Origin of the sequence: Sphingopyxis indica (genome assembly GCF_032879645.1) — a bacterium.
GTDB classification, from domain to species: Bacteria; Pseudomonadota; Alphaproteobacteria; order Sphingomonadales; family Sphingomonadaceae; genus Sphingopyxis; species Sphingopyxis indica.
Genome location: NZ_CP076394.1, coordinates 3,847,146 through 3,869,680, shown reverse-complemented (window position 1 = coordinate 3,869,680; position 22,535 = coordinate 3,847,146). Strand labels below are relative to the sequence as shown.

The 22,535-nt window shown below is 64.0% G+C and carries 27 protein-coding genes and 1 pseudogene; 19 read left to right on the top strand and 9 right to left on the bottom strand.

Going from position 1 to position 22,535, the window contains the following annotated elements; translation table 11 throughout:
• Positions 1 to 7 precede the first annotated feature (7 nt).
• The 7 genes and pseudogenes from KNJ79_RS18240 to KNJ79_RS18210 form a co-directional block, all read right to left on the bottom strand.
• Positions 8 to 376: a DUF7673 family protein gene (locus KNJ79_RS18240; RefSeq protein ID WP_020818519.1), complete on the bottom strand. Its 369-nt coding sequence runs from the start codon at positions 374 to 376 to the stop codon at positions 8 to 10.
• Complete coding sequence (locus KNJ79_RS18235; RefSeq protein WP_020818518.1) at positions 373 to 555, bottom strand: hypothetical protein; 183 nt, start codon at positions 553 to 555, stop codon at positions 373 to 375. The genes KNJ79_RS18240 and KNJ79_RS18235 overlap by 4 nt, the downstream gene beginning before the upstream one ends.
• 31 nt (positions 556 to 586) lie before the next feature.
• A complete protein-coding gene (locus KNJ79_RS18230; protein ID WP_020818517.1) occupies positions 587 to 868 on the bottom strand; it encodes a type II toxin-antitoxin system YafQ family toxin in 282 nt (93 codons plus the stop codon).
• A complete protein-coding gene (locus KNJ79_RS18225; protein WP_021224639.1) occupies positions 855 to 1,118 on the bottom strand; it encodes a type II toxin-antitoxin system RelB/DinJ family antitoxin in 264 nt (87 codons plus the stop codon). Before KNJ79_RS18225 ends, KNJ79_RS18230 begins: the two co-directional genes overlap by 14 nt.
• Before the next feature lie 283 nt (positions 1,119 to 1,401).
• Positions 1,402 to 1,473, bottom strand: a pseudogene (locus KNJ79_RS22575) (hypothetical protein); the annotation flags it as partial.
• Between the two features lie 284 nt (positions 1,474 to 1,757).
• Complete coding sequence (locus tag KNJ79_RS18215) at positions 1,758 to 2,309, bottom strand: hypothetical protein (RefSeq protein WP_020818514.1); 552 nt, start codon at positions 2,307 to 2,309, stop codon at positions 1,758 to 1,760.
• Positions 2,310 to 2,382: 73 nt separating this feature from the next.
• Positions 2,383 to 3,678 carry a hypothetical protein gene (locus tag KNJ79_RS18210; protein ID WP_020818513.1) on the bottom strand — a complete coding sequence of 432 codons (1,296 nt, stop codon included), beginning with the start codon at positions 3,676 to 3,678 and terminating at the stop codon, positions 2,383 to 2,385.
• Between the two features lie 110 nt (positions 3,679 to 3,788).
• Here KNJ79_RS18210 and KNJ79_RS18205 point away from each other — a divergent pair, with 110 nt between their 5' ends.
• Positions 3,789 to 4,742, top strand: a complete 954-nt coding sequence (locus tag KNJ79_RS18205; protein ID WP_021223069.1) for a lytic transglycosylase domain-containing protein — start codon at positions 3,789 to 3,791, stop codon at positions 4,740 to 4,742.
• Positions 4,743 to 4,782: 40 nt separating this feature from the next.
• Here the strand turns inward: KNJ79_RS18205 and KNJ79_RS18200 are convergent, their stop codons facing one another.
• Both KNJ79_RS18200 and KNJ79_RS18195 read right to left on the bottom strand, forming a co-directional pair.
• Positions 4,783 to 5,277 (bottom strand): helix-turn-helix domain-containing protein, encoded by a 495-nt coding sequence (locus KNJ79_RS18200; RefSeq protein WP_020818511.1) that lies wholly within the window; start codon positions 5,275 to 5,277, stop codon positions 4,783 to 4,785.
• 167 nt (positions 5,278 to 5,444) lie between these two features.
• The gene (locus KNJ79_RS18195; RefSeq protein WP_020818510.1) at positions 5,445 to 5,894 is read right to left on the bottom strand and encodes a hypothetical protein; all 450 of its coding nucleotides are present in this window, start codon (positions 5,892 to 5,894) and stop codon (positions 5,445 to 5,447) included.
• A 349-nt stretch (positions 5,895 to 6,243) separates the two neighbouring features.
• Here KNJ79_RS18195 and KNJ79_RS18190 point away from each other — a divergent pair, with 349 nt between their 5' ends.
• The 18 genes from KNJ79_RS18190 (at position 6,244) to KNJ79_RS18105 (ending at position 22,527) form a co-directional block, all read left to right on the top strand.
• Positions 6,244 to 6,564, top strand: a complete 321-nt coding sequence (locus KNJ79_RS18190) for a hypothetical protein (protein WP_020818509.1) — start codon at positions 6,244 to 6,246, stop codon at positions 6,562 to 6,564.
• Between the two features lie 58 nt (positions 6,565 to 6,622).
• Positions 6,623 to 6,913 carry a type IV conjugative transfer system protein TraL gene (gene traL / locus KNJ79_RS18185; RefSeq protein WP_020818508.1) on the top strand — a complete coding sequence of 97 codons (291 nt, stop codon included), beginning with the start codon at positions 6,623 to 6,625 and terminating at the stop codon, positions 6,911 to 6,913.
• A gap of 1 nt (position 6,914) precedes the next feature.
• Positions 6,915 to 7,481 (top strand): type IV conjugative transfer system protein TraE, encoded by a 567-nt coding sequence (locus KNJ79_RS18180; protein WP_020818507.1) that lies wholly within the window; start codon positions 6,915 to 6,917, stop codon positions 7,479 to 7,481.
• A complete protein-coding gene (locus KNJ79_RS18175; RefSeq protein WP_021223067.1) occupies positions 7,478 to 8,278 on the top strand; it encodes a type-F conjugative transfer system secretin TraK in 801 nt (266 codons plus the stop codon). The genes KNJ79_RS18180 and KNJ79_RS18175 overlap by 4 nt, the downstream gene beginning before the upstream one ends.
• Positions 8,279 to 8,282: 4 nt before the next feature.
• Positions 8,283 to 9,608 carry a TraB/VirB10 family protein gene (locus KNJ79_RS18170; protein ID WP_020818505.1) on the top strand — a complete coding sequence of 442 codons (1,326 nt, stop codon included), beginning with the start codon at positions 8,283 to 8,285 and terminating at the stop codon, positions 9,606 to 9,608.
• Positions 9,595 to 10,467, top strand: a complete 873-nt coding sequence (locus tag KNJ79_RS18165) for a DsbC family protein (RefSeq protein WP_020818504.1) — start codon at positions 9,595 to 9,597, stop codon at positions 10,465 to 10,467. Before KNJ79_RS18170 ends, KNJ79_RS18165 begins: the two co-directional genes overlap by 14 nt.
• Positions 10,464 to 11,444, top strand: coding sequence for a TraV family lipoprotein (locus tag KNJ79_RS18160; RefSeq protein WP_048574957.1), 981 nt, complete (start codon positions 10,464 to 10,466; stop codon positions 11,442 to 11,444). Before KNJ79_RS18165 ends, KNJ79_RS18160 begins: the two co-directional genes overlap by 4 nt.
• 1 nt (position 11,445) lies before the next feature.
• Positions 11,446 to 14,037: a type IV secretion system protein TraC gene (gene traC / locus KNJ79_RS18155; protein ID WP_020818502.1), complete on the top strand. Its 2,592-nt coding sequence runs from the start codon at positions 11,446 to 11,448 to the stop codon at positions 14,035 to 14,037.
• A gap of 3 nt (positions 14,038 to 14,040) precedes the next feature.
• Positions 14,041 to 14,400: a hypothetical protein gene (locus KNJ79_RS18150; RefSeq protein WP_020818501.1), complete on the top strand. Its 360-nt coding sequence runs from the start codon at positions 14,041 to 14,043 to the stop codon at positions 14,398 to 14,400.
• Positions 14,393 to 15,046, top strand: coding sequence for a type-F conjugative transfer system protein TrbI (locus KNJ79_RS18145; protein ID WP_020818500.1), 654 nt, complete (start codon positions 14,393 to 14,395; stop codon positions 15,044 to 15,046). The genes KNJ79_RS18150 and KNJ79_RS18145 overlap by 8 nt, the downstream gene beginning before the upstream one ends.
• Positions 15,027 to 15,563: a S26 family signal peptidase gene (locus KNJ79_RS18140; RefSeq protein ID WP_020818499.1), complete on the top strand. Its 537-nt coding sequence runs from the start codon at positions 15,027 to 15,029 to the stop codon at positions 15,561 to 15,563. The genes KNJ79_RS18145 and KNJ79_RS18140 overlap by 20 nt, the downstream gene beginning before the upstream one ends.
• 47 nt (positions 15,564 to 15,610) lie before the next feature.
• Positions 15,611 to 16,216, top strand: coding sequence for a type-F conjugative transfer system protein TraW (gene traW / locus KNJ79_RS18135; RefSeq protein ID WP_021223066.1), 606 nt, complete (start codon positions 15,611 to 15,613; stop codon positions 16,214 to 16,216).
• Complete coding sequence (locus KNJ79_RS18130) at positions 16,216 to 16,485, top strand: hypothetical protein (protein WP_020818497.1); 270 nt, start codon at positions 16,216 to 16,218, stop codon at positions 16,483 to 16,485. The genes traW and KNJ79_RS18130 overlap by 1 nt, the downstream gene beginning before the upstream one ends.
• The gene (gene traU / locus KNJ79_RS18125) at positions 16,482 to 17,504 is read left to right on the top strand and encodes a conjugal transfer pilus assembly protein TraU (protein ID WP_020818496.1); all 1,023 of its coding nucleotides are present in this window, start codon (positions 16,482 to 16,484) and stop codon (positions 17,502 to 17,504) included. The genes KNJ79_RS18130 and traU overlap by 4 nt, the downstream gene beginning before the upstream one ends.
• A gap of 11 nt (positions 17,505 to 17,515) precedes the next feature.
• The gene (gene trbC / locus KNJ79_RS18120) at positions 17,516 to 18,262 is read left to right on the top strand and encodes a type-F conjugative transfer system pilin assembly protein TrbC (RefSeq protein ID WP_020818495.1); all 747 of its coding nucleotides are present in this window, start codon (positions 17,516 to 17,518) and stop codon (positions 18,260 to 18,262) included.
• A 17-nt stretch (positions 18,263 to 18,279) separates the two neighbouring features.
• Positions 18,280 to 20,094: a conjugal transfer protein TraN gene (locus KNJ79_RS18115; protein ID WP_029986356.1), complete on the top strand. Its 1,815-nt coding sequence runs from the start codon at positions 18,280 to 18,282 to the stop codon at positions 20,092 to 20,094.
• A gap of 145 nt (positions 20,095 to 20,239) precedes the next feature.
• Positions 20,240 to 21,061 carry a conjugal transfer protein TraF gene (locus KNJ79_RS18110; RefSeq protein WP_025160430.1) on the top strand — a complete coding sequence of 274 codons (822 nt, stop codon included), beginning with the start codon at positions 20,240 to 20,242 and terminating at the stop codon, positions 21,059 to 21,061.
• Positions 21,061 to 22,527, top strand: a complete 1,467-nt coding sequence (locus KNJ79_RS18105; RefSeq protein ID WP_020818492.1) for a conjugal transfer protein TraH — start codon at positions 21,061 to 21,063, stop codon at positions 22,525 to 22,527. The genes KNJ79_RS18110 and KNJ79_RS18105 overlap by 1 nt, the downstream gene beginning before the upstream one ends.
• Positions 22,528 to 22,535 lie beyond the last annotated feature (8 nt).

The window sequence follows — 22,535 nt, the reverse complement described above, 5'->3', positions numbered from 1 at the left end:
GGCACGTTTAAACGGCCTCGGCCGGGTCGCCACGATAGCGCACCCAAAGGTCGCCCATCGCGTCGCGGTAGCCCCAGGCATCGGCGTAGGTCGTCGACTCCTGCGCCAGATAGGCCATGATCGTAAGCATATCCTCGGCAATAACGGCATCGACGTTGCACAAGTGGATGATCGGGAAATGCCCGCACTCGTCGCCGTTCCACCAGGCCAGGAGAAAATCCGCGACCTTCCATGATGCGCCGGTCTCGGCCGCGCGCGTCGGCGGCATGGCGATGGCGAGCAAGCGGCCGATCGCCGCGCCGGCCTCATCGAAGCTGACGTGCAGAATGACTGGGCGGCGCTGCGGGGGTGTCGTGGCCGAAGTGCCGGGGATCATTTCGGTAACCCGTTTTCGTCGTAGAGCAATTCGGCATGGTCAACATAGGGACGCTTCACATGCGCCGCGGCGCGGTCGGCGATAGTCAGCAGCTCGGCGCTGCGCCCACGCCGGGATGGCCTCATGCCAGCCATGAACGCTTCGTCCATCGGCGGATTGTCGGGTAGTTCATCGGTCATAGGGCCTCCATATCGGCGGCAAGCCATCTGCCTACAGATCGAGCTGCGAATGGGAGCCGAGACGGGCGAGGATCAGCCGGTCATCGTCAATGAGCCGGTAGATCAACACCAGGTCGGGCTTTACATGGCAGTCCCGATAGTCCTTCCAGTTGCCGGTCAAGGCATGATCCCGGTGCCGCGCTTCCAGCGGCGCATCCGTAGCCAGCGCCTCGATAATCCGCCGCAAATCGGTATCCAGCACATTGCGGCGCGGCCCTTTCGCCTCGCGCTTGAAGTCCCGGCGAAACGCCGTGGTGCGCTCAATCGTCCGCATGAAGATCGGCGAACAGCGCATCCACGGACGCAAACCGCTCGAGGCCGCCGCGCTCGACCTCGGCGAAGGCGGCCAGCGTTTCCGCGTTGGGCTGGAACAGCGCCGCCGGAATCTCCTTGTCCTGCGCGATCCGGGTCATCAACACGCGCACCACGTCGCTGACCGTCAGGCCCGAAGCCCGAATAACCTGACTGGCCGCATCCTGAATGTCGCCAGGAACGCGAGCCTGCACCATACGGCTTGCCGCCATGATAAACTCCTGCATCTGAAATCTGTATTTCAGTGTAATACACTTTGGGTGAAATTGCTAGAGGTGAATCCGGTTGCTGCATCGCACCCTGACATTGAGAGGCGTCCTCGCCGGCTTCGAGCTTCGCCAACCAGGCATCGGCTTCCTCAAGCGTCAGATGCAGGCCCGTCTGCTGATATTCGTCCCACACCCGTATGGCGTCCTGGCGGAATGCCTCGCGCTTTTCCTCACGTTCGACATACTGTGCGATGGCTTCGCGCATGATCCAATGCGAGCTGCGTCGACGCACTTCGGCCAGGTGCTGGACGCGCCCCTTAAGGGCGTCATCGAGTATGATTGATGTTGGCGCCACCATAGCGCGACCTCCGTAGCACCAGGCATACCTTGCGCTAAGCTACCTTATCTGGGCTGCGCCGACCAATTCTAGCGTCGACCGCGACGGCGAGTTCGATGTGTCCGCGTCAGTCTGGCTATGTCCGCTGTCAGGCTTCGTCAGGATGTTAGGGCCGGGGATTTCGGATGCTTTTCGGACCACATTCCCAGAAGGCGAGCACGTTTGCGGAATTCGTGCCCACCGAGGGTGATAGCTTTGCGCCACTCTCCGCGCCCCTTCCCTAAGCTGCCGACGCCCGCCAACCCTCAAGGTGCAGCTCGCAAGGGCAGAGGCGTTCTGCGCCAGATCACATAGCCGAATATTTCGCGCCGGTGGGCGCGCAGCTTGGGCCAAGGCCATCTCGTCTCGTGCCACCAGGCAATTCCGTGGCGATGGTCGTGCGCCTCGAGCCAGTCGCGGATCGCGGCGGGCGGCTCCGGCAGCTCCTGACCAGATTTCTCTTCGATGCGGTAGGACAGGAAAAAGGCGAGCCAGATGGCTATGGCCGCAACAGGAGCCGCGGTCCAAAGCGGAACCTCTAGGATGAAGCCCAAATAGGGCGCGAGCGCGGTCGGCTCGAGCCATAGCATCCCATGAAACACGGCGATCGTTTCAGCGATCAGCATGAGCAGCATGCCGAGGTGCCGCACGAGCTGTCCGTGGTTGCCGGGCCGGCATCGGGCACGCTGATAGGCGATGATGGTGGCATCGATCTGGCGGGCGCCGTCGCCAGGATCGTCGGGATTGAGGTGAGCGGCGAGCGCCGCATAATCGGCGGACCGGTCCTGCACAGCGTTATCCTCCAGACAGAATGCCATGAACGGGCGATGAGAAAGCGGCAGGCGCCATCGGTCCGAGGCCGCTCTCTCGAAACGGAACGAGAGGGGCCGGTCACAAGCCGAACGCCTTCCGCACGAGCGGCGCGATCCGCGCCTCTTCCACGTCGTCCGGAGAGACGCACAGAACCGGGGCGATCTGCTGCATGCGGGGGTGGGTCACGGCTTTCGCGGCGAGATAGGTTTCATCGGTGGATCCCATTGCCTCGACGATGATCTCCCGCGTTTCGCCGGTGCTGCGCGAGCGCGCTTCCAACAGAAAATCCGGGCGGCATGATCCGATTGGCGTGAGCGTGTCGAACACGGGCTTTTCGAGGAGAAGGTCGAGCCCTGCGCGATCGAAGGACCAGCGCAGCCGCAGCAGGTCACGCAGCACCGCGCGCTCGAACTCGGAATCGACAGGGATGAAGCGCTTTCCCGAGTAGATCGGCTGGGCATAGCCGCGAAGCGGCGCATAGCCATGCGCTTCGGGATATTGGCCCGCCACGACGATCGTCAGATAGGGGCCCTTGATCGTGTTCCCGCGGATCGAGGGGGACTGGACGCGGTTCGCCAGCACGACAGGATCGCTCCCGGCGACATGGATCGTCGAACCTTCGAACTTCTGCGTGAAGAGCGCGAGGAAGCCCTGGGGCGCATGCCCGGGCGGCCAGACTCGGGAGAGCTCGCGCAAGCGGGCATAGATGCGCTTGCTGTGGAGCGCCTGTGCATGCGTCCAGAGGGCACGGCCGAGCTCGATGCCCGGTGCGATTTCGACGCGCTGCGCCGCGATGGCCAGCGTCTTGAACTCGTCGCTGATCGAATGTTCCGGGTTCTCGTCGGAGAGGCAGAGCGTACGATTGAGACCGGAGAGGTTGATAAGACGCCAGAGCAATCGGGCGAGCCTTGGCACCGAGGCCTGGCGCGTTCTGTCGTCGCTGCTTTCCTCTTCGGGACGCTGCGCCAGCTTCTCGGGCGCCGGGCGCAGCACCTCGAAATAGCCGGTCGGCGGATCGGCCGGGCTCTCCTGCGTTCGCACTTCGCTCAGCCGGTTGGTGGCCTGATCGCGGAAGAACGGGCAGTCCGCCCTGTGTTCGGGACGGTTAACGCTGGTGAGACGGCGCAGATAGTAGGTTTCTGCTTCCGACAGGAACGCCGGCGTCAGGATCGGGGGCGGAGCGTCGGCCGACAAACAGTCGCAGGCGATCCACCTCTCGCCGATGCGCGCCTGCTGGACAAGCATGATCCCCGCTTCCTCGTCGGCGCGCGAACCCTGTCCGACATACCAGCGGACGAGAGCCTCTCGGACGGGCGCGGGAAGCGCAATTCTCCCTGCGCGGGTCCCGTCCGTATTGCGCGGGATCAGCCACATCGGCGCCTCCTGATCTTGATTTTTGAGGCTGACACTGCTCGGGCACGCGGATTGACAACCCGGCGGCCGCTGATCTTCCCTTGGCCTGTTTCGGTAGCAGGGAGGGTGCAATGAGGGCGTTGGGGATCGGTTTCGGCATTGTGGCGCTGGTCGTGTCGGGGGGCGCGGCAGCCCAGGGGAAAGAGGCCAAGCCCGCGCGCAGAGTGCAGCTCATCACGATGACCGCGCCCGGGCCGGAGAGCCGGCCGGATGCAGCCGCCGAACCCCCGAGCGTGCCCAACCCGGTGTCGACCGGTGCCCGTCCGCCGGACTTTCGGGTGCATGACCTCAGCCGCCGGTGGGTGGAATTCCAGATGGCGAACAGCTTCACGAACAGCGGCGTTGCGCTCGAGCAGGCAGCAAGCGGAAGCGCCGGGAGTGAAGGCTCGGCCGCCTCCGCCGAATGGTTGCCGCCGGCGCCTGCCATCCCCGTTCCTGCGTGGATGCGCGGCGGCGCGAGCTTCGATTTCGCGGCCAATCGCTTCGAGCCAGGCTGCGGCGTCCTTCCCTATCGGCCGACAGGATTCTTGAGGGCGGACGCTGAGAGCAGGCGCGCCAGCTATTATCAGCTGATGAGCGGGATCGCGTGCGAATACGGCATTCCGGTCGGGTTGTTCGATGCGATGATCATTCGCGAAAGCCGCTATCGCACCGATGCGCTGTCGCCCAAGAACGCCTTCGGCCTGACCCAGCTGATGCCCGGGACGGCTGCCTCGCTGGGAGTGAACCGCTATAGCGTCGAGGATAATCTGCGCGGCGGAGCGAGATATCTTCGCCAGCAACTCGACAGGTTCGGCCATTATCATCTGGCGCTTGCCGCATACAATGCCGGGCCTGGCCGCGTCCGTGGCGGGCTCGTGCCGCGCATCGCCGAGACGCAGGCCTATGTCGACAATGTCCTCATGAACTGGGCGCGCTTGAGCGGCGTCTACCGGCAAGCAACCGTGCTGCCGCGCCAGACCGCAAGCGTCTTCCCGCCTCGGTCGGTGCCGCCCGCGCGCGTCGCGAGCGTCTCGCTCTTCTAGGAGCGCGGCGGGGAAGGGCCCGGCGCCGAATCCGGTCGGGCTAGATCCGGAAGTCATCGCTCTCGGCCAGGCGTGCACGGCGGGCCAGCTTGGCGCTCACCTCGTCCAGCAGTTTCCGGACGACGGCTCGCCTGACCGGCACCGCCCATTCCGGGCGGACTTCCGAGCCATCGATGCCTTCGAGTTCTTCGAGCAGAACGATCAGGCCTTCCGGCATGTCGACGAATGCGTCGCAGATCATTGTGAAGAGCACGTCATGGCGCTCGATCAGGGGCTGCGGGATCGTCCCGCTTGCCTTGATGCGCACATAGGCCGCGACGATGTCGGTTCCGAGCGCGTGCAGGATGATCTGAAGCTCGTCCACAGTCATGGGCGACCGCTTCGTGGGGTCGCTGTGCAGCAGCAGTCCCAGGCGCGTCTTGCTGATGCCGGTGAGGGCGGCGAGCTTGCGTTGCGGGATGTCCTTTCGGTCCATCATGCACCGAATGAGCGGTACGAAATCGCGCAGGATCGTTTCGTCATCCGGCTCGAGCACGAACTATGATCCAGCTGTGGCGCGAGACGACATTAGCCCCCGAACCTCCCCGTTAGGGGACAAGGCAAACACGGTGAATCCCGCTTTGCAAGCGTCGTTGGAGCCAGAGTGAGCGCAATATTCCAGCGCAGATACCGCGATATAGCTCGCGAAGATCGGGCGATTTCCTAGTTTAGCCGCGTGCTCGTGCGCCCCGGTTCGCCCCCGTCAAGGCGCTGCTCAAGCGACAACCGGTCCAGTATCTGCGAGGTCTTGAGCTCGACGACATAGTCGAACAGCAGCGCCGAAAGCGCGTCGCCGATCGTCAGTGTGGTGTCGAGGCGGCGGCCGAGAGCCTGCCGCATTTCCTCAAGCGCCTGGGCATTCGCATCAGAGAGCGGAAGCCGGATTTTCACGTCGCCATGGGTCGGAATCGCCGCGAAATGCTCGCGCATCGTGCGCACTTCATGCCTGCCCGCGGCACCCGGTTCGGCGAGCCGCGCCGCGACCAGCGATACGAGCGTCTGATGCTCGTTCGTCTCATTGGAGAATAGGCGCAGGCACTCGGTGGTCAGCCGAAAGAGATATCCGGAGACATCGAGCACAAAGCCTTCGTGTTCGGCGGCCGTCGTCCCCACGTCGAGATGAATCCTTCTTCCTGAAAGGCAGCATGGCGCTGACTACTGCGACGGAGCCTGGAGTCTCGATGGTTAATATCTGCTGAGTCGTAGCCCCGAGTCTACCGGGACGCCACCAGCGCCGCAATTTCCGGGGCAAGTTGTCCCGCATTCCGGGCCAGTCTGCCCCGTAATCCGGGGCGCCATGCCCCGAATGAGCGGGCAGGCCGCCCGGCGTTCGGGGGCAGGGCCTCGATCGGCGAAAGATTCTTCCCCCGTCACCCCGGCTGCCCGTGACGACCCGGCCGCGGGTTGGTCAGCTTTCCCTGGGCGCGGTTCTCGTCGCGTCTCCAATTGAAGGGAACCCAACATGCAGTCAGTCCTGAAAGAGACCGGGCGCGCAGAGTTGGCGATCGTCGTGATCGCCGCCCTCCTGTTCGCCTCCTTCTGGTTCGCCGGTCCGGCATTCGCCGGCGCCGACACGACCTTCGACACGGCGCTCAACAAGTTCACCGATTTCCTCGAGGGCTCGGGCGGCAAGATCATCACGGTGCTTTCGCTCGCGGGCGGCATCGTCGCGCTCGCCTCCGGTCGCTTCTCCATGGGCCAGATCGCCATCCCGGTCGGTGTCGGCGTCGGCGCCGGCACGGGCATTCCCATCGTCACGTCGACGGTCACCGCGACGATCTGATCATTCCTGCGGTCGGGCGAAGTAGCAGCTTTGACCGACCCAAGGAGAGGGTGGTGCAATGGCGGCGGATAAGTACGTCATCCCGACTCATCTGGATGATCCCGAGCTGATCGGGCTGTGGACCCTGGATGAGTTCCTGGCGATGGTCATCCCCTTCGTCTGGGGGATTCTGTCTCAGCACATCCTCATCGGCATGTTGCTTTCGGGTGCGGGCTGGTGGGGTCTCAGAAAAGCGAAGGCAGGCCGGGCGACGTCATGGCTTCTCCATCTGGCCTACTGGTTTCTTCCGGCCGGCTTCACCGGTCTGAGAGCCACGCCACCCTCGTACCTTCGATTGATGGCGGGGTGATATGGAACTTTCCTACAGCCATTCGCACAGCCAGCGGGTCTTGCGGCAGCGGAATCTGCTCGCGATCGTCGCCGTCGGCCTCTGCGCACTGACGATCCTGCTGCTTATCTTCACGGTGTCGCGGGACCGCGAAATCGTGCTGCAGCCGATCCTGCGATCGCCGGTCACGGTAAGCTCCGCCGGGGTCAGCCGCGAATATCTCGAGATGATCACGCGCGACACGGTGGTGCTCACCCTCAATCGCAGCCCGCAGAACCTCGAATACTGGATGAACGCGGTGCTCGATATCACGGCGCCGGCCTCCCAGGGCAAGGTCAAGGCGGACCTGCTCAAGATCGTGAACGAACAGCGTGGATCTTCGATTTCGCAGTTCTTCACGATCGAAAAGATGGAGCTCGACACGAAGGGGCTGCGCTCGGAGGTGACGGGCAGTCTGCATACGATCGTCGGCAATCGGGTCATCTCGAACGAGCGGCGGACCTTTCGGTACGACTGGGAATATTCCGGCCTGTCCCTGAAGCTGATCGGCTTCGGCATGGTGACGGCCGAGCAGGGGAAGGATCAATGATGTCCGTCTATGTCGTCGGCAGTGCCGCTGCGGGCACCGCCTTCCTCTCGCGCGTCAACTGTCATCTGAGCCGTTGCACGGGCGCTGCGCTGATAGGCATTGCCGTTCTGCTGAGCGCGCAGCCCGCCTGGGCCGATCAGACCATCATGGCGGCGGACAGCAGCCAGGTCGACTGCCAGGCGTCCGCCAAGGACCTGACGCGTATCAGCCTGGTCGAAGACGAGTTCGCGTCGGTCTCCAAGATCTCCACCGGCAATCCGACCGATGACTTCTCGGTCGTCAACGAGCCGGTCCGCGGCGACATCTACCTGTCCGTTCCCGACGGATTTGCCCGCCCGGCGCTCTCCTTCTTCGCCACGAGCAAGCGCGGCTATGTCTACAAGTTCGTCTGCCGGATCGGCGGCGACCAGGCCGCCCAGGTCTTCGTCTCCAATCCGGCGATCGCAAACGAACGCGCAGCGGAGAACGGTCCGGCCGAGAGGCTCGGGACCCACGATGCCGCGGTCGAGCTGGTGCAGGCGATGTATTCGAATGCGGTCGCCGACGGCTACGAGATGCGCCAGCGCGCCTTGCGGCCGGTCTATGTTGGCACCCTCAAGGTGCAGATGATCGCGGAATATCGCGGTTCGGAGCTCAGCGGCAAGGTCCTGCGCATCGAGAACAAGGGTCCGTCAGAGGTCGAGCTGACCGAAGCGATGGTCGCTCCAGCGAGCGCCCTGGCCGTGTCGATCGCCGAGAGCAAGCTCGCTCCGGGCAAGGTCACCACCGCCTACCTCGTGTCCCAGAACGGAAGGTGAGGACATGGCATTATTCGATTTCCTGAATCGCAAGCGTCCCGCTCTTGATGGGGCTTCGGACGAGGGCGTATCTCCTGTCGCCAGCGATCTCACCGCGAACGAAGCCGTTCGCCGCAAGCAGCGCCTGCTGCTGGCCGGGGTGGCGGGCGCCGGCCTGATCCTCTCCTCGTTCTGGATCTTCAGCGGCGATGAGAAGGGCGACAAGCTCGCCGACGACGGCACGAGCGAGGTCACCGTTTCGACCAAGGACCTGGTGAACCGCAATCTCTCGCAGCAGGAGTGGATGGCGCTCTCGGAGAACCGCTTCCAGTCCACCGAAAATCAGTTGAAGTCGATCGACGGCCAGAACCGCCGGCTGGAGATGCTGACCGCCCAGGTGGAGGCGCTCAAGGGCCAGAACCAGGCAATGCAGGCCGACGGCCAGCGCGTGCTGTCGGCCTATCAAGCCGAGAACGAGCAGCTGCGGCGGCAGATCAATGCGCGCCCGGCCGCCACGCCGCCCGCGCCCGGCCCGGCGGCGCTCTACGGCCCGAACGGACCGCAGGCTTACCAGCGTCCCGACGGTGCCCCAGGCGCCGCGGCGCGCGGACCGGTGGGCACCGCAAGCGAGGTGAAGCTTGTCAGCTTCAACACGGCGGAGACGGGGAACGCCACGCGGGTCGCCAAAGGCAACACCACCTACACGGACAGCGTCAATTATTTGCCGCCGAACAGCTTCGCGAGGGCGAAGGTGATCGTCGGCGTCGACGCGAGCGCCGGCGTGAACAGCCAGACCGACCCGCTTCCGGTGGTGCTCCGCGTTACGGGGCCCGCGCGTTCGGTCTATCAGAACGGCCGGCTGCTTACGACCAAGATCGAAGGCTGTCTCATCAACGGCGCGGCGCGCGGCGATCTTTCGAGCGAGAAAGTCTACGTCAAGCTGCAAAAGATGACCTGCCCGCAGCCGGGCGGCCGCTACGCCGTGTCGGAGGTGAAGGGATTCATTGCCTTCGGCGGCAAGACCGGCGTGCGGGGAAGGGTGGTGTCCCGCGAGGGCTCGCTCGTCACCCAGGCGTTCCTGGCCGGGCTCGCCGGCGGCTTCGGCCGCGGCTTCTCCGCGAATGCCAACAGCGTGTTCCAGGGAACGAACATCACCACGAACGGGCAGCGCGACAAGCTTTCGACGGGCGAAATCCTCGAAGGCGGCTTTGGCGAAGGCGTCGCGCAGTCGGGCGACATGGTGTCGAAATATCTGATCGAGCGCGCCGAGCAATATCAGCCGGTGATCGAAATGCCGACCGGGATCGATGTCGAAATTGTTTTCTTGGAGGGTGTCTATGTCCGCAATTGATCGTGTCCGCTCGCTCACTCGGCGATCGCGCCTTCTGGTTGCGACCGGCGCGGCCCTGAGCGTCGCGGGCATCGCGCTGGCCGCAGATGTGGGCAGCGCCGAAAGCCAGGTGCAGGCGCTCCTGAAGGCGCGGTTACCCAAGACTGCCGTGAGTGCGATCGACTGCGGCAAAATTGCGGGCCTGTGCGAGATCACCGCGGGCGAGAACCTATTCTATGTCGACACCAGCGCCCGCTATCTGGTGATCGGGCGCGTCTATGACATGCAGACCCGTCAGGACATAACGGCGGCGCGCCTGCTCGAGATGAACCCCGACATGCTGGTCGGCTCCTCCGCGCGGGCAAACGCGCTTGCCGCCGGCGGCGAGGAGGAGGCGGGCCAGCAGCTGGCGGCAGCACCTGCACGGCTCGAGCGGCCGGCAAGTCCCGCCAAGGCGCGAACGCTTTCGCTCTCGAGCCTGCCGAAGGATGGCGCGATCGTCTGGGGGAATCCGGCGGGCCCGACCGTCACGGTCTTTTCGGATTTTCGCTGCGGCTATTGCCGGGCGCTGACTGGCGTTCTCAAGGACATGAACGTGCGCGTGGTCGAGCGGCCGATCTCGGTGCTGGGAAGCCGGGATCTCGCCGACCGGGTTTACTGCGCCAAGAACCGCGAGGCTGCGCTCCATGCCGCCTATGCCGGGCAGCCGATAAAGGGCGAGGCTTCGTGCAACACGGCCGGCCTCGATGCGAACGAGGCCTTCGCGCAGCGGAACGGCCTCAATGGCACTCCCGTCATCGTGCGTAGCGATGGCGCGATGATCGAAGGATATCGCCCCCGGGCTTTCCTTGAAGCATGGCTTCGGGAGGCGCGGTCATGAGAAACGCTGCGTTGCATAGCCCCTGGCGCCGTCTCGGCGCGCCGCTGCTGCTTTCGACCGCTCTTGCGCTTGGAGGTTGCGCAGCGCTCGGCGGAAATGTGCGCGGCGACTTTTCCTGCGCTGCTCCTGATGGCGTCTGCGCGCCGAGCGCAACGATCGATGACCGCGCGCTTGCCATGATTACGGCAGATGCAGCTGAAGGGGTCGCGCTTCCGGCTGACGCTGCCCCGCGTTCCACCAGGGATCGGAGCCGTCTTGGCTCATCGAGGCGGACCGCCGCCACTGTCCCCGCCGATCCAGCCCGGACGCGCGAGAAGGTGCTCAGGATCGTCTTCCAGCCCTACATCGACGAGCGCGGCCGCCTGCATGAGAAAAGCGCCATACATGCGGTCGTCGCGAGCGGTGAATGGCAGCAGAGCCTTGCGCAGACCGTCCCATCCAATGCGCGTCTGGACTACGCGCTAGGGGTCCCGGAGAGTCTGGCCGATGCCGTCGACCGCGTCGACCCGCCGGGTGGGTCGCCTGGTGTTGGGGATCCTGCTGCGCCGGATCCCGATGCCGTCGCTGCCGCGCGTGCGAGGAGAGGCGACCCGCTCGAGACAATCAAGGCGGATGTCGCCGCGCGGCTCGCGCAAAAGCAAAAAAGCCCAGCAGCCGCAGCCCCCGCGGATGGTGTTGCCCACGCACCATCCGTAACCGCCTCGCCGGCGCCCTTGTCCCCCTCTGGGGCGCCGGCGGGCGGCCATGCGAGGGAGCCGGCGGCTTCTGCGGCGCCGCCGACGACGATCTCTGCGGCGGGCGAAAAGGCCGTCGAACGGGTGAAAAGCGATCCCGCCTATCGGCAGATTGCCGGGTCCGCTGCGAAGGATGCGCGTGATGCCGCCGCTGATGGCACTCCCGTCGCCTCGAAGCCGAACCTATCTGCGCCGACCGTTCGCGCCGCGGACTTCCCCGCCTCAGTGCCGGAGGATCATTGAGATGGCGGGGAAGGGCGGCTTCTTCGAGAGCCTTCTTTCAGGGATCCTCGGCGACAGCCAGCGTCCCGATGCGGATCGGCCGGAGCTTGGCGTGCCCATGCTGGCCGACTGGCTCCCTTATCGCAGCTTCGACGCAAAGACGGGCGTGTTCTACAACAGCGCGTCGCGGGGCTTTGTGATCGAGGCAGCTCCCTTGATCGGTGCAGACGAACGGACAGGGGAGATCCTCACCCAGTTCCTTTCCGAAGCGATCCCCGCGCCGGGATGCCTGCAATTCCACCAGTGGATGAGTCCGCGCGTGTCCGAGCGTCTCTCGCGCTGGTATCTTCCGCGCTACTCGGCTCGCGGCGTCTACGAGCGCATGGCGAAGCACCGCATCGACTTCCTGACCGACGGGGTGTGGCGCTCGCTCTCCGCGGATGCGCCATTCTCGCTGCGGAACCACCGTGTGGCGATCTCCTACTCGACCCCGGAATCCTCGAGCGTGTCTGTCGAGGAAATCGTGGCGGTGATGGACGGTCTGATCTCGGCCCTCGCATCGATCAATGTGCCGGCCCGCAAGATGGATCCGACCGACCTCATCGGGTGGATCGACGACATAACCTCGCCGACCACTGCGGCGGGGGAGGACGTCGTCAACTACAATCCGCTCGATCCGATTGCGGACCAGGCGGTGCGCCGGGATGTGGAGCTTCACATCGAGCCCGATCGCATGCTGCTCAGAACCGAGCGATTTCGGCCAACCGGGGCGACGGTGGACGAGGCGCCCGAGATCGGTGAGATTCTGCCGGACGTCTTCGACGTTCGCTCATTCTCGGTCCGGAACCTGCCGAGCCGCTGGGCGCCGTGGGATGTCGCCCGGCTCATTGGCGACATGTTCACCGACAAGCTCAGGATGCCATGTCCGGTCGCGACAAATCTGTGCGTCGAGTTCCCCGATCCGCTGGCATCGTCGAACAAGGCGAGCTTCAAGTTCATGCGCACCACGAGCCTTGCGGACTCCAAGTCGGCGCGCTTCCTGCCGCAGCTGCGCGAGCAAAGCCAGGAATGGCGTTACGTCAACGACGAGCTGCGCCAGGGGCGCAAGCTGGTGCGTGTCTTCTTCAGCGTGACCTCCTTCTCGCCGAAGGGCAGGGGGGACGCCAACGAACGCGTGCTCAAATCGGTTTATCGCGCAGCGGGCTGGGACCTGCTCGACGATCGGTACCTGCAGGTGATGGGCCTTTTGTGCGCCATGCCCATGACAATGGCGAACGGGCTTGCACGCGACCTCGAGCGCATGAAGCGGATGCGCACATTGCTCACGACAACGGCGGCGAACCTGGCCCCGATCCAGGGCGAGTATCTCGGCGGCCAGGTGCCGCATCTCATGCTCATCGGTCGGCGTGGACAACCCTTCTTCTGGAGTCCGTTCGAGAATGCGGCGGGCAACCACAATGTCGCCGTCTTCGGCAAATCGGGGTCGGGCAAATCCGTGACGCTGCAGGAGCTCTGTGCCTCCCTTTGCGGTGCCGGCGCGCGCGTCGTCGTGATCGACGACGGTCGCTCCTTCGAGCACTCCGCCAAGCTCCAGGGCGGCGCGTTCGTCGAATTTACGATGTCGTCCGGCTTCTGCCTCAACCCCTTCAGCATGATCGATGAGGAGCTGGCCCGCAGCGACGAGGATTACCTGCTCGACTGCATGGCGATGCTCAAAGCCATCGTGAACCAGATGTCGCGCCACATCGACCGGCTGAACGATACCGAGCGTGGCCTCATCGACGGGGCCGTTAACAGCGTCTGGAGCGAAAAGGGACGCCAGGGCTCGATCGACGACGTGATCGCTGCGCTCGAAGCCACCGGAAATGGCCTTGCCATGGATCTTGGCATCGCCATGCGCCCCTTTTCGTCGGCAGGGACGTACGGGCGATTTTTCCAGGGCGAGGTATCGTTCGAACTGTCGGCGCAGCTCACGGTGTTCGAGCTCTCCGACCTTTCATCCCGCGAGGAACTGCGCAGCGTCGTGCTGACCGCGATCATGTTCATGTCGCAGCAGATGATGCGCAAAGTCGATCGTTCGGTCCCGAAGGCGCTGCTTCTGGATGAAGCGTGGCAGATGCTGCGCGGCGGTGCGATGGCCGATTTCATCGAGACCTATGCTCGCACCTGCCGGAAATATGGCGCGGCGCTGGTGACGGCGACGCAGTCCCTGAACGATTACTATAAGTCGGCCGGGTCCGTCGCGGCGCTGGAGAACTCCGACTGGTTCGTCATTCTCCAGCAGAAGCCCGAGACAATCGCGGACTTCAAGAAGCACGACCGCTTTGAGATGGACGACTATACCGACGCGCTGCTGCGGTCCTTGAAGATCAACGGCCGCGAATATTCCGACATCCTTATCAAGGGCCCCGAGACCCTGGCCGTCGGCAGGCTGGTGCTCGATCCGTTCTCGGCCACCGTCTATTCGTCGAGCCCGGCTATCTACGCGGCGATCGAGGCGCTGGTCGCGCGAGGGCTAAGCATGGATGAGGCGATCGAACGGGTCGCCTTCCCCGGCAATCCGGAAAAGTGGGCGTCGCACGAGCAAGTCGACGTTGCCGAGGCGGCGGAGTAGGCCATGGATGCCGCAGCGCACAGGAGGAATGGCGCGGACATCGCGGTCGGGCGACAGCCCGCCCTGCGGAGCTTGCTCCATTTCTATCTGCACTTGATCGGCTTCACGGCATCGACGCTCTTGCTGACCTGGGGGCTGTTCGCGCTCTTCTTCGTGGCGCTCGGGGGTTTCTCGCTCGATGGGCTCATGCACCAGCTCAACAATTTGACGGCCCGCTACGTCGCCGCGTCTCCTGACCGCATCGCGTCATTCAAGAACATCTTCATCGCCGCACATCTCCTGATTGCCGCCGGACTGATCGTTCTGCGCCGCGAGAAGATCGTGCCTGCGGCCCTGCCCGAAGGAAAAGCTGATCATGGCTGAACAGACCGAGCTCGACCTGCCGTCCCCTGCGCCCCAACCGGCGGCCGCAGCGAAGCGCGCAATTTTCGCGGGCTTCTCGTCCGTTCAGATCGTCGCGGGCCTTCTGGTCATTGGTGTCCTGATATGGGGGATGTGGGTCACAAAGGCGCTGATCACGCCCAAGCAGGAGCGGATCGTTTCCGCGCGGCTGTCCTCGATCGTCGGCGAGTATGTCCAGGCACAAGCGCGCTCCACCTCTCCGCCGGCGCAAGTCGAGGCGGAGATGCGCAAGTTCATGGCATCGCTGGACAAGGAGCTCGAGCGGCGAAGCTCGGGCGGTGAGATCGTGCTCGTCGGGGAAGCCGTTCTCACGAAGAATGTCCCCGACATCACCGACAAGCTGAAGGAGGCGGTCTATGCATCCGGCGTTGCTCGGCCGAAGCAAGCATCGGCTCTGGAGCTTCAGCAGCTCGAGCAGCAGGCCATGCTCGCGGCACAGCCGCAGCAGCCCATGACGGCGCAGCCCGCGGCGCCGGTCGGATACCCGGATCCCATGGCACCGGCGCCTATGATGCCCGGGGCGCCGGCCGCGTCAGCGCCCCAGTACGAGCCGCCGGCTGCCACCGTTTCAACCTTTGGAGGTCCCGATGGCAGCGGCGGTCAATGACGCGGCGAAGCGGGGCTGGCGACCGAACCCGAAGCTTTGGCTTCTGCTTGGCGCCTTCGTCGGCGGAAGCGTTGCCCTGACAGGGCTGGCAGATTGGAGCGACGACCACCTTTTCCTCGTCAATACGACGGACTCCCTGCCGAACTGGGCCTTCCTCATCGAGCGGGGCCGCCTGCCTGCCAAGGGAGAGTTCATATTTTTCGATCCGCCGGCGAGCGCGCTGTTGCGCCGCCATTTTGGCGCCAGGCCAAGGATGTTTGGAAAGAAGGTCTATGCTGTCGCGGGAGACGTGATCGCGCATGACGGCATGACGGTAACGATCAACGGCGTTCCGACTGTTCGCATGAAGCCCTTCACCAAGGCGGGCGAACGCCTTGTGCCCGGTGCGACGGGGGTCGTGCCCCCAGGCTGCTATTTCGCGGCGACGCCGCACAAGGACGGCTTCGACAGTCGCTATGCCGAGATCGGCTTTGTTTGCGGCCGGCAAGTCATCGGAACCGGGGAGCCGATCCTGTGAAAGCTGTTCTGACAAGCGGTGCCGGCATCGCTTCATTCGCGGCGGCCATGCTCCTCATCGGCCCTATCCCTGGCGAAGCCAGGGATTATGGCCATGTCGGCCAGGTCTTTCCCATCATCGAGCCGGATCTGCTGGCGACGATCGAGGCGCGGCTGCGGCGGGCGGAGGGCAGCGGCGAGCTTGCCCGCATGAACGAGCAGTTTGCCAGAAGGGTCGAACAGAGAGTTCGCCGGCCCAAGCCTGTCGACGGGATCACTCCGGCGCGCATGGCGCGAAGCTGGGATTATGATCCGACCATCGCGATCGAGCGCGACATTCGGGACCAGAAGGGTAATCTGATTGCGGGTGCCGGTCATCGCATCAATCCGCTCGATTTCGTCGAGATAAAGCAGGACCTCGTCTTCGTCGACGGCGACGATGCGACGCAACTCGCGTGGGCGACCTCGCGCTATACGGATCTCAAGGCCAAGATCATCTTCGTCAACGGTTCGCCGATCGATGCGATGACGGCGAAGAAGCGGCGCTTCTATTTCGACCAGGAAGGCAAGCTCACTGCAACGTTCGGGATCGAGCATACGCCTGCGGTGGTCAGCCAAAACGGCAGGACGATGCGCGTTTCCGAGATCGTGCTGAAGCCAGGGAAGTCCGGCTGATGGCGCTGTGGCTCGACATGCTCCGAACGCCGATGGCGGCGCCCGAGACGGCGAGGCTAAGGACCATGCGCCTGTCCTGGCTCGCTCTCTGCGTCACCCTGGCCGGCGCAGTGACTCTTCTCGACCAGCTGCGCGGTCGCATCGGCCGAGCCGCGCCCTGTTTGATCGCCGTGCTGCTCGCCACAGCGCTCGTGGTCACGGTCCTTTACCTTCGGGCGAAGCGGCGCGCCGACGCGGCGTATCTCGATCAACTGGCGGAGAGAGAATGATGCGCGGACTTCGACCGATTTTCGGCACGTTTCTCGTCGTCCTGTTCGCCATCATGCTGGCGCCACGCGCCGAGGCTGCCGGTCCCACCTGCAATGGGAAGTTCGTCAACCCGATTACCGACGTCTGCTGGTCATGCCTGTTTCCGCTGTCGGTGGGCGGATTGAAGATCTGGCCGAGCGGCCGACCCGACACGAAGAACCCGGCGTCTCCCATATGCGCCTGTGCAGATCCTCTACCGCGCATCGGCATTTCCGTGGGCTTCTGGGAGCCTGCCCGCCTGGCGGACGTCACCATGAAGCCCTGGTGTTTTCCCAATCTTGGCGGAGTGCGCATCGCTCCGGGCTTCGATATCGGTCAGGGCTATCTGGCCGGCCCTTCGATGGTCGGCGGCAGGTCGCAGAGCACGGCCAAATGGCATGTGCATTGGTATGTCTATCCGCTGCTCTACTGGATGGAGATCCTTACGGATTTCGTCTGCTTCGAGCAGGCGAGCTTCGACATCGCCTATATGACCGAGGTCGATCCGCTCTGGCAGGATGACTCGCTTGCGGCGCTCATCAACCCCGAAGCGATCATTTTCGCAAATCCGCTCGCCAAGGCAGCCTGTGCGGGCGACTGCGTCGCCGGCACGGTGAACCTGCCGCTCGACCAGCTATTCTGGTGCGCAGGTTGTCAGGGGTCCATGTATCCCCTGAACGGGAACATCCCGGCGTCGATCGGCCATGTCCAGTCCTCGCGGCTCGCATTGTCGCGCTTTGCCTACAAGATGCACCGGCAGGCGCTCGCCTGGGGCACGATGGGCTCGGAAGGGCTGTGCAAGAAGTACCTCATGCCAGTCATGCGCAAACAGCAGTACCGGTTTCAGATGACCAATCCGATTCCGACGGTGAGCGGGCGCTTCGCCTGCTCGGCGATCGGAGCTTCGACAATGCCGCCGGATGCCGGTCGTGCCTATCCCGCGGGGGGCGAGGACATGGGCTATCTGGTCTGGCGCAAGCGCAACTGCTGCGTGCTGTGAAGGAGGGAGCGATGCGACTTCTCATCTTGGGCGCCGTTGGCCTCGTCGCAGCCGCCAGCATGACCGCTCTCCTGGCCCAGACCGTCGATGGCATCGATGTTCAGGCCATCAAGAAGCGATCGGCGGACCTTCAGGCGGATGCCGAGGCGTTCGTCGATCAGATCAAGGACCGCGGTGACGCGTTTCGGGAAGAGGCGGTTACCGTTCGTGACAGCGGCATGGAAAACATGCGGCGCGTCGCGGCGACGGATCTGCCGAAAGGACCTGCAGGGGCTGTCGACTTCGATGAAATCGTGCAGGGTGCTGCGACGAACGCCAAAGTCGGCGGCGGGGAGGCGCCGCAGCTCATCGCGTTCGCCAGCCTCTCGATGCCCCCCAAGGCGCTTCGCCAGCTTATCGAGGACACGGCGAGGGCAGGGGGCGTCGTCGTTTTCCGCGGCTTTCCGAACAATTCGATGAAGGAGTTCTCGCAGGCTCTGGGCAAGATCGTCGACCGGGAGGACGATTTCGCCAACATCGGCATCGACCCGAGACTGTTCCGCGCCTTCGACGTACAGGCGGTGCCGACCTACGTCGCGGTCTCATCGGATTTCGACCTTTGCGCCGGCTTTTCATGCCGAACCAAGGTCCCGCCTCACGACCGGATGATCGGCAATGTGACCGTCGAATATGCGCTGTCGTCGTTCGCCGAGGGCAACGGTCCGGGCGCGCGCGTGGCGGCGGTGGGTCTCTCCAATCTAAGGAGAGCGTTGCCGTGAGCGTCCGCTTCTCGCTGATGCTGCTTATCGCGGGTCTTGCCGCCGCCTCCCCCGCTTCTGCCCAGATGTCGGTCGAGGAGGCCCGCCAGGAAGGGCGCTCGCTCGCCAATGAGAAACGGCAGGATACGACGCTGGTGCCGACCGACAATGCCCGCGCGGAAGCGGTGCCGGGCTATGGCGGCACGGCGCTGCCGCAAGGCGCCTATTTCGACGATCCGGAAAGAATGGAAGCGGAAGCCGCGGCGACAAAGGCGTCGAACGAGCAGTATCGCATCACCACGGACGCGGACCGGACACGGCCGACGTTCAGCAATTCCGAGATCCTCGAGACAACCGCTCGCGCCACGACCGTCGAGAATGATCCATCGGCCTACCTCGCCGGGGAGAGCATGGGGGGCAGCTCCGGCTCGTGCGTCCCGCTCCCGCCGGGCTCAGGATCTGAGGGCTATTACGAGGCGACCTGCAACAGCGGCACCAAGGTCGAGGACAGGCCCGAGACCTGCACCATCCGCATGGTGCCCGAGGTGCAAACCGTCGATAGCTACAAATACTATGTGGTGCCCGACAGCGCATATGGAACCCCGTTCGCGCGCTATGCCGCCATTGCCCCTCATATTTCCTCAGGAGTCTGCAAGCCGACAGGCGTTCGGAAACAGGCCTGCGCTGCCCATCGCGACTATGGCTGGCCCTGGCCTGACAACAAATATTGCGATGATTATTATGCGACGGAATATGAATGCACGGCGGATTTGCCGGTCGCGCTCAGCGTCAGCCCGCTCACCGGGGCGTCGTGGCATGCAAAGGGCAGCACGAGCACTGTCGTAACAAGAAGGGTCGACAGCTGCGGCAGTCTTGCCGGCGATGAGATGTGTTCGTTGCAGCCTGGCGGGGATGTTTGCACGGAAGGACCTGAAACGCGGATCATCGACGGCGTTCCGGTGACGCAAGCCTGCTGGGCGTGGAAACGCGACTATGTGTGTCATCGCTTCACGCCGGCAAACGATTGCGGCGATCTAGAAGCGAACGGAAGCTGCTCCTTTCTGCGCACCGAATGCCTCGACGAGGAGCGGGATGGCGCCTGCAAGGTTGAGGAGCGGGTCTACCGCTGCCCGACACCCGGCAGCGCGGTGACCGATGCACCGCAATATATCTGCGGAGACGACGTCTATTGCATCAATGGCGACTGCGAGCCGATCGTGCGCGAGGCGTCGACCGAGTTCAAGGATGCGCTGGTCGCTCTTCACTCCATCGACCAGGCCGGCAAGGAGTTCGACGAGAACAACTTCACGGTTTTCCAGGGCACGCGAGAGACCTGCCACAAGCCGGTATTCGGGCTGATCAACTGCTGTGCCGGCAAGGTGTCCGGCTTGTTGAGCGTGGGCGCGGGCGCAGCCGCGCTTGCCGGCGGCCCAGGCGCGATCGCGGCCCTCGCCACGCCGTTCCTCGCGCTCTTCGCATGCTCTCAGGACGAGATGAAGCTCGACATCAAGGATCGTATGGGCTTCTGCCACAAGGTCGGCACTTACTGTTCGTCGAGCTTTCTCGGAATCTGCAAGACCCGGCGAACGGCCTATTGCTGCTTTGAAAGCAAGCTCAGCCGCATCCTGCAGGAGCAGGGACGAATTCAGCTCAGCAAGCCCTGGGGCGCTCCCAAGAAGGAGCAGTGCCTTGGCTTTACGATCGAGGAATTCGCCAGGCTCGACCTTTCCCTCATGGATTTCACCGAGGTCTATGCCGAGTTCGTCGATGCCGCGCGGCTTCCGGACGAAGTCGAGACGATGACCCAGATCCAGCTGAAAATTCAGGGGTACTATGACCTGCACGGCAAATAGCATGGTCAAGGACGCGATGCGCAGCGTTTCGGTGGAATCGACCGGCGCGGCGCCTACGGACGTCTCCGCCGCGGCCGACCTTTCCCGTTCCCTCCCGCGCATGAGGCTCGTGGGTGAGAGCATCTATCAGAAAGGAAGTTTGTCCATGCATCCAATCATGGCGGCGCCGCTTCTGGCGCTTTCGCTCGCTGGCCTGGCTGTTCCCGCGGCGGCCCAGCCGCGCGATGGAGCGTCGGATGGCGTCGAGCGGGCCGATGCCGGCGATGACTTTTACTGTGCAGAACGCAGGCTCGGTCAATGGTTCTATTGCAGCAAGCCGCGAGCGACGGAGCCGGAGAAGCAAGCCGTCCCGGTCCCGTCGAGCGCGGTCGAGCGCATGTCCGCCATCACCCGCCAGCTCGACGAGCTCAAGGCACGGGCGATCCTCGATCCGACCGAGGAAAATGTCATCGCTTACGTCCGATTTCAGCGCGAGCAGCTCGACCGTGCTTCGACCTTCTCAGACACCTGGCAGCGCGCGCTGTGGCAGAACCCCGATCTCGACTACACGCTGCAGCGGCCTGTTTCGACGGTGGGCAAGCGAGCCTGGCTCGATAACCGGCGCGCCGATCGCGATGCGGTTATGGCGAACCTTAGCCAACGCTACGGGCTCTTCTACTTTTATGCGCAGAGCTGCGGCGCATGCGACCTGTTTTCACCGATCCTGCGATCGGTGGCCGACAGTCACGGCATGGCGGTGATGGCGGTTTCGATGGACGGCGGGCCGAGCCGCGATTTTCCAAATTATGTCGTCGATGCGGGCCAGCGCGCGCGCATGGGCGTCCCGGGTAACGAGACGCCGGCGCTCGTACTGTTCGACACCGTCACCAAACGCACGATTCCGGTGGGATATGGGATTCTCAGCGCCGACGAGATCATGGATCGCATTTTCGCGCTGACGAACACCAAGGTGGGGAGCGACTTCTGATGGAACAGGTTCGCCGTCGCGGCTTGATCGGCCGTGTGCTTCGCTCGTCCGCTGCCTGGGCGGGAATATTGGCTATGGCCAATCTCGCGTGCACCGGGACCGCCCGGGCCGACGTCGCCTCCGAGATGAACAGCTTCTTTTCGGACGTGGGCGGCGCGGCGAACGTCACCGGCCCATCGGCGTTTCAGGGTCAATCGGCGGGCTATTACTCGCTGGGTAATGTCTGGACCCGCTTCCCGCAGAAAAGCGTCCAGCCGTTCAATCTTCAGCTTCCGAGCGCGCGTGCGGGATGTGGAGGTATCGACCTCTTCAGTGGGAGCTTCTCCTTCATCAATGCCAGCGAGATCATCGCGATGCTGAAGGCGACCGCCAACAATGCGCTCGGCTTTGCCTTCAAGCTCGCCATCGATTCTGTTTCGCCGGAGATCGGCAAGGTGATGGACGAGTTCAGCCAGAAGGCGCAGCTCCTCAATCAGATGAACATCTCGAGCTGCGAGACGGCGCAGGCGCTGGTCGGCGGAATCTGGCCGCAGATGGAGACCACGCGCGCGACGATCTGCGAAGCCGTCGGCAACAGCCAGGGCGTATTCTCGGACTGGGCGGCAGCCCGCCAGGGTTGCAACAACGGCAACAGGCGGGATTCGACCATCGCGGGAAACACAGACGCGTCGATGAAAGACCAGCTGGTCGGAGAACCGCATAACTACACATGGGAGGCCCTTAAGAAATCGGCGAAGTTCGGCGCATTCGACAAGACATTCTCCGAATATATCATGACGCTGGTGGGAACGGTCGTGACCACGCCGTCGACCGATCCGAGCGTGGGCGGGAAGGTCGTGATGTTCGGACCTGCCGAAGAAGCGGTCGTCACTGCGTTGCTCGATGGCACGGCCGACGCGCCGCCCGTCAAGATACTGAAGTGCAACGACGAGAATTGCTACGATGTGGGGGAGCAGACGCTCTCCGTCCCCGCTTCGTCCGCGCTGCGGCCGCGGATCGCCACGATGATCAGGTCGATGAGCGACAAGATCCGCTCCGATACTCCGCTGGACGCCGCCGAGAAGCAGCTCCTCAACCTCGCCACGGTTCCGATCTATAAGATCCTGGGAGTTCAGGCCTATGCGCATTATGCGTTGACGGAAGGCGAGATCGAGACGCTGTCCGAGATCGTCGCCGTCGACCTGCTTTCGGCGATGCTCGACAATATGCTCGACCGGGTCGAGCAGGCGAAGGTTCATTATCAGACCTTCGATCAAGAGACCGCGACGCAGTGGAAACAGCAAATCGCGTCTACCCGGGCGAAATTCAGCCAACGGGACGTCCGGCTGAACAACAAGCTCCAGGTGACGATGCAGATCATCAACCGAAGCATTATGCTGGAATCGACGCTCCAGAATTCCATGACGCCCGGTATGGCGGCCGCGCTGAACTTTTCGCGCGGCCTCAACGCACAGGGTCTGAACTAGGCGCGGGG

Bases quoted from the DNA above. Each gene is read 5' to 3' on its own strand.
- KNJ79_RS18205 (WP_021223069.1), top strand. From the start codon at position 3,789: ATGAGGGCGTTGGGGATCGGTTTCGGCATTGTGGCGCTGGTCGTGTCG.
- KNJ79_RS18110 (WP_025160430.1), top strand. From the start codon at position 20,240: ATGCATCCAATCATGGCGGCGCCGCTTCTGGCGCTTTCGCTCGCTGGC.
- KNJ79_RS18235 (WP_020818518.1), bottom strand. From the start codon at position 555: ATGACCGATGAACTACCCGACAATCCGCCGATGGACGAAGCGTTCATG.
- KNJ79_RS18210 (WP_020818513.1), bottom strand. From the start codon at position 3,678: ATGTGGCTGATCCCGCGCAATACGGACGGGACCCGCGCAGGGAGAATT.
- traC (WP_020818502.1), top strand. From the start codon at position 11,446: ATGGCGGGGAAGGGCGGCTTCTTCGAGAGCCTTCTTTCAGGGATCCTC.
- KNJ79_RS18170 (WP_020818505.1), top strand. From the start codon at position 8,283: ATGGCATTATTCGATTTCCTGAATCGCAAGCGTCCCGCTCTTGATGGG.
- KNJ79_RS18240 (WP_020818519.1), bottom strand. From the start codon at position 376: ATGATCCCCGGCACTTCGGCCACGACACCCCCGCAGCGCCGCCCAGTC.
- traU (WP_020818496.1), top strand. From the start codon at position 16,482: ATGATGCGCGGACTTCGACCGATTTTCGGCACGTTTCTCGTCGTCCTG.
- KNJ79_RS18180 (WP_020818507.1), top strand. From the start codon at position 6,915: ATGGAACTTTCCTACAGCCATTCGCACAGCCAGCGGGTCTTGCGGCAG.
- KNJ79_RS18160 (WP_048574957.1), top strand. From the start codon at position 10,464: ATGAGAAACGCTGCGTTGCATAGCCCCTGGCGCCGTCTCGGCGCGCCG.
- KNJ79_RS18105 (WP_020818492.1), top strand. From the start codon at position 21,061: ATGGAACAGGTTCGCCGTCGCGGCTTGATCGGCCGTGTGCTTCGCTCG.
- KNJ79_RS18140 (WP_020818499.1), top strand. From the start codon at position 15,027: ATGGCAGCGGCGGTCAATGACGCGGCGAAGCGGGGCTGGCGACCGAAC.
- traL (WP_020818508.1), top strand. From the start codon at position 6,623: ATGGCGGCGGATAAGTACGTCATCCCGACTCATCTGGATGATCCCGAG.
- KNJ79_RS18115 (WP_029986356.1), top strand. From the start codon at position 18,280: ATGCTGCTTATCGCGGGTCTTGCCGCCGCCTCCCCCGCTTCTGCCCAG.
- trbC (WP_020818495.1), top strand. From the start codon at position 17,516: ATGCGACTTCTCATCTTGGGCGCCGTTGGCCTCGTCGCAGCCGCCAGC.
- KNJ79_RS18175 (WP_021223067.1), top strand. From the start codon at position 7,478: ATGATGTCCGTCTATGTCGTCGGCAGTGCCGCTGCGGGCACCGCCTTC.
- KNJ79_RS18130 (WP_020818497.1), top strand. From the start codon at position 16,216: ATGGCGCTGTGGCTCGACATGCTCCGAACGCCGATGGCGGCGCCCGAG.
- KNJ79_RS18190 (WP_020818509.1), top strand. From the start codon at position 6,244: ATGCAGTCAGTCCTGAAAGAGACCGGGCGCGCAGAGTTGGCGATCGTC.
- KNJ79_RS18165 (WP_020818504.1), top strand. From the start codon at position 9,595: ATGTCCGCAATTGATCGTGTCCGCTCGCTCACTCGGCGATCGCGCCTT.
- KNJ79_RS18145 (WP_020818500.1), top strand. From the start codon at position 14,393: ATGGCTGAACAGACCGAGCTCGACCTGCCGTCCCCTGCGCCCCAACCG.
- KNJ79_RS18230 (WP_020818517.1), bottom strand. From the start codon at position 868: ATGCGGACGATTGAGCGCACCACGGCGTTTCGCCGGGACTTCAAGCGC.
- KNJ79_RS18225 (WP_021224639.1), bottom strand. From the start codon at position 1,118: ATGGCGGCAAGCCGTATGGTGCAGGCTCGCGTTCCTGGCGACATTCAG.
- traW (WP_021223066.1), top strand. From the start codon at position 15,611: ATGCTCCTCATCGGCCCTATCCCTGGCGAAGCCAGGGATTATGGCCAT.
- KNJ79_RS18215 (WP_020818514.1), bottom strand. From the start codon at position 2,309: ATGGCATTCTGTCTGGAGGATAACGCTGTGCAGGACCGGTCCGCCGAT.
- KNJ79_RS18150 (WP_020818501.1), top strand. From the start codon at position 14,041: ATGGATGCCGCAGCGCACAGGAGGAATGGCGCGGACATCGCGGTCGGG.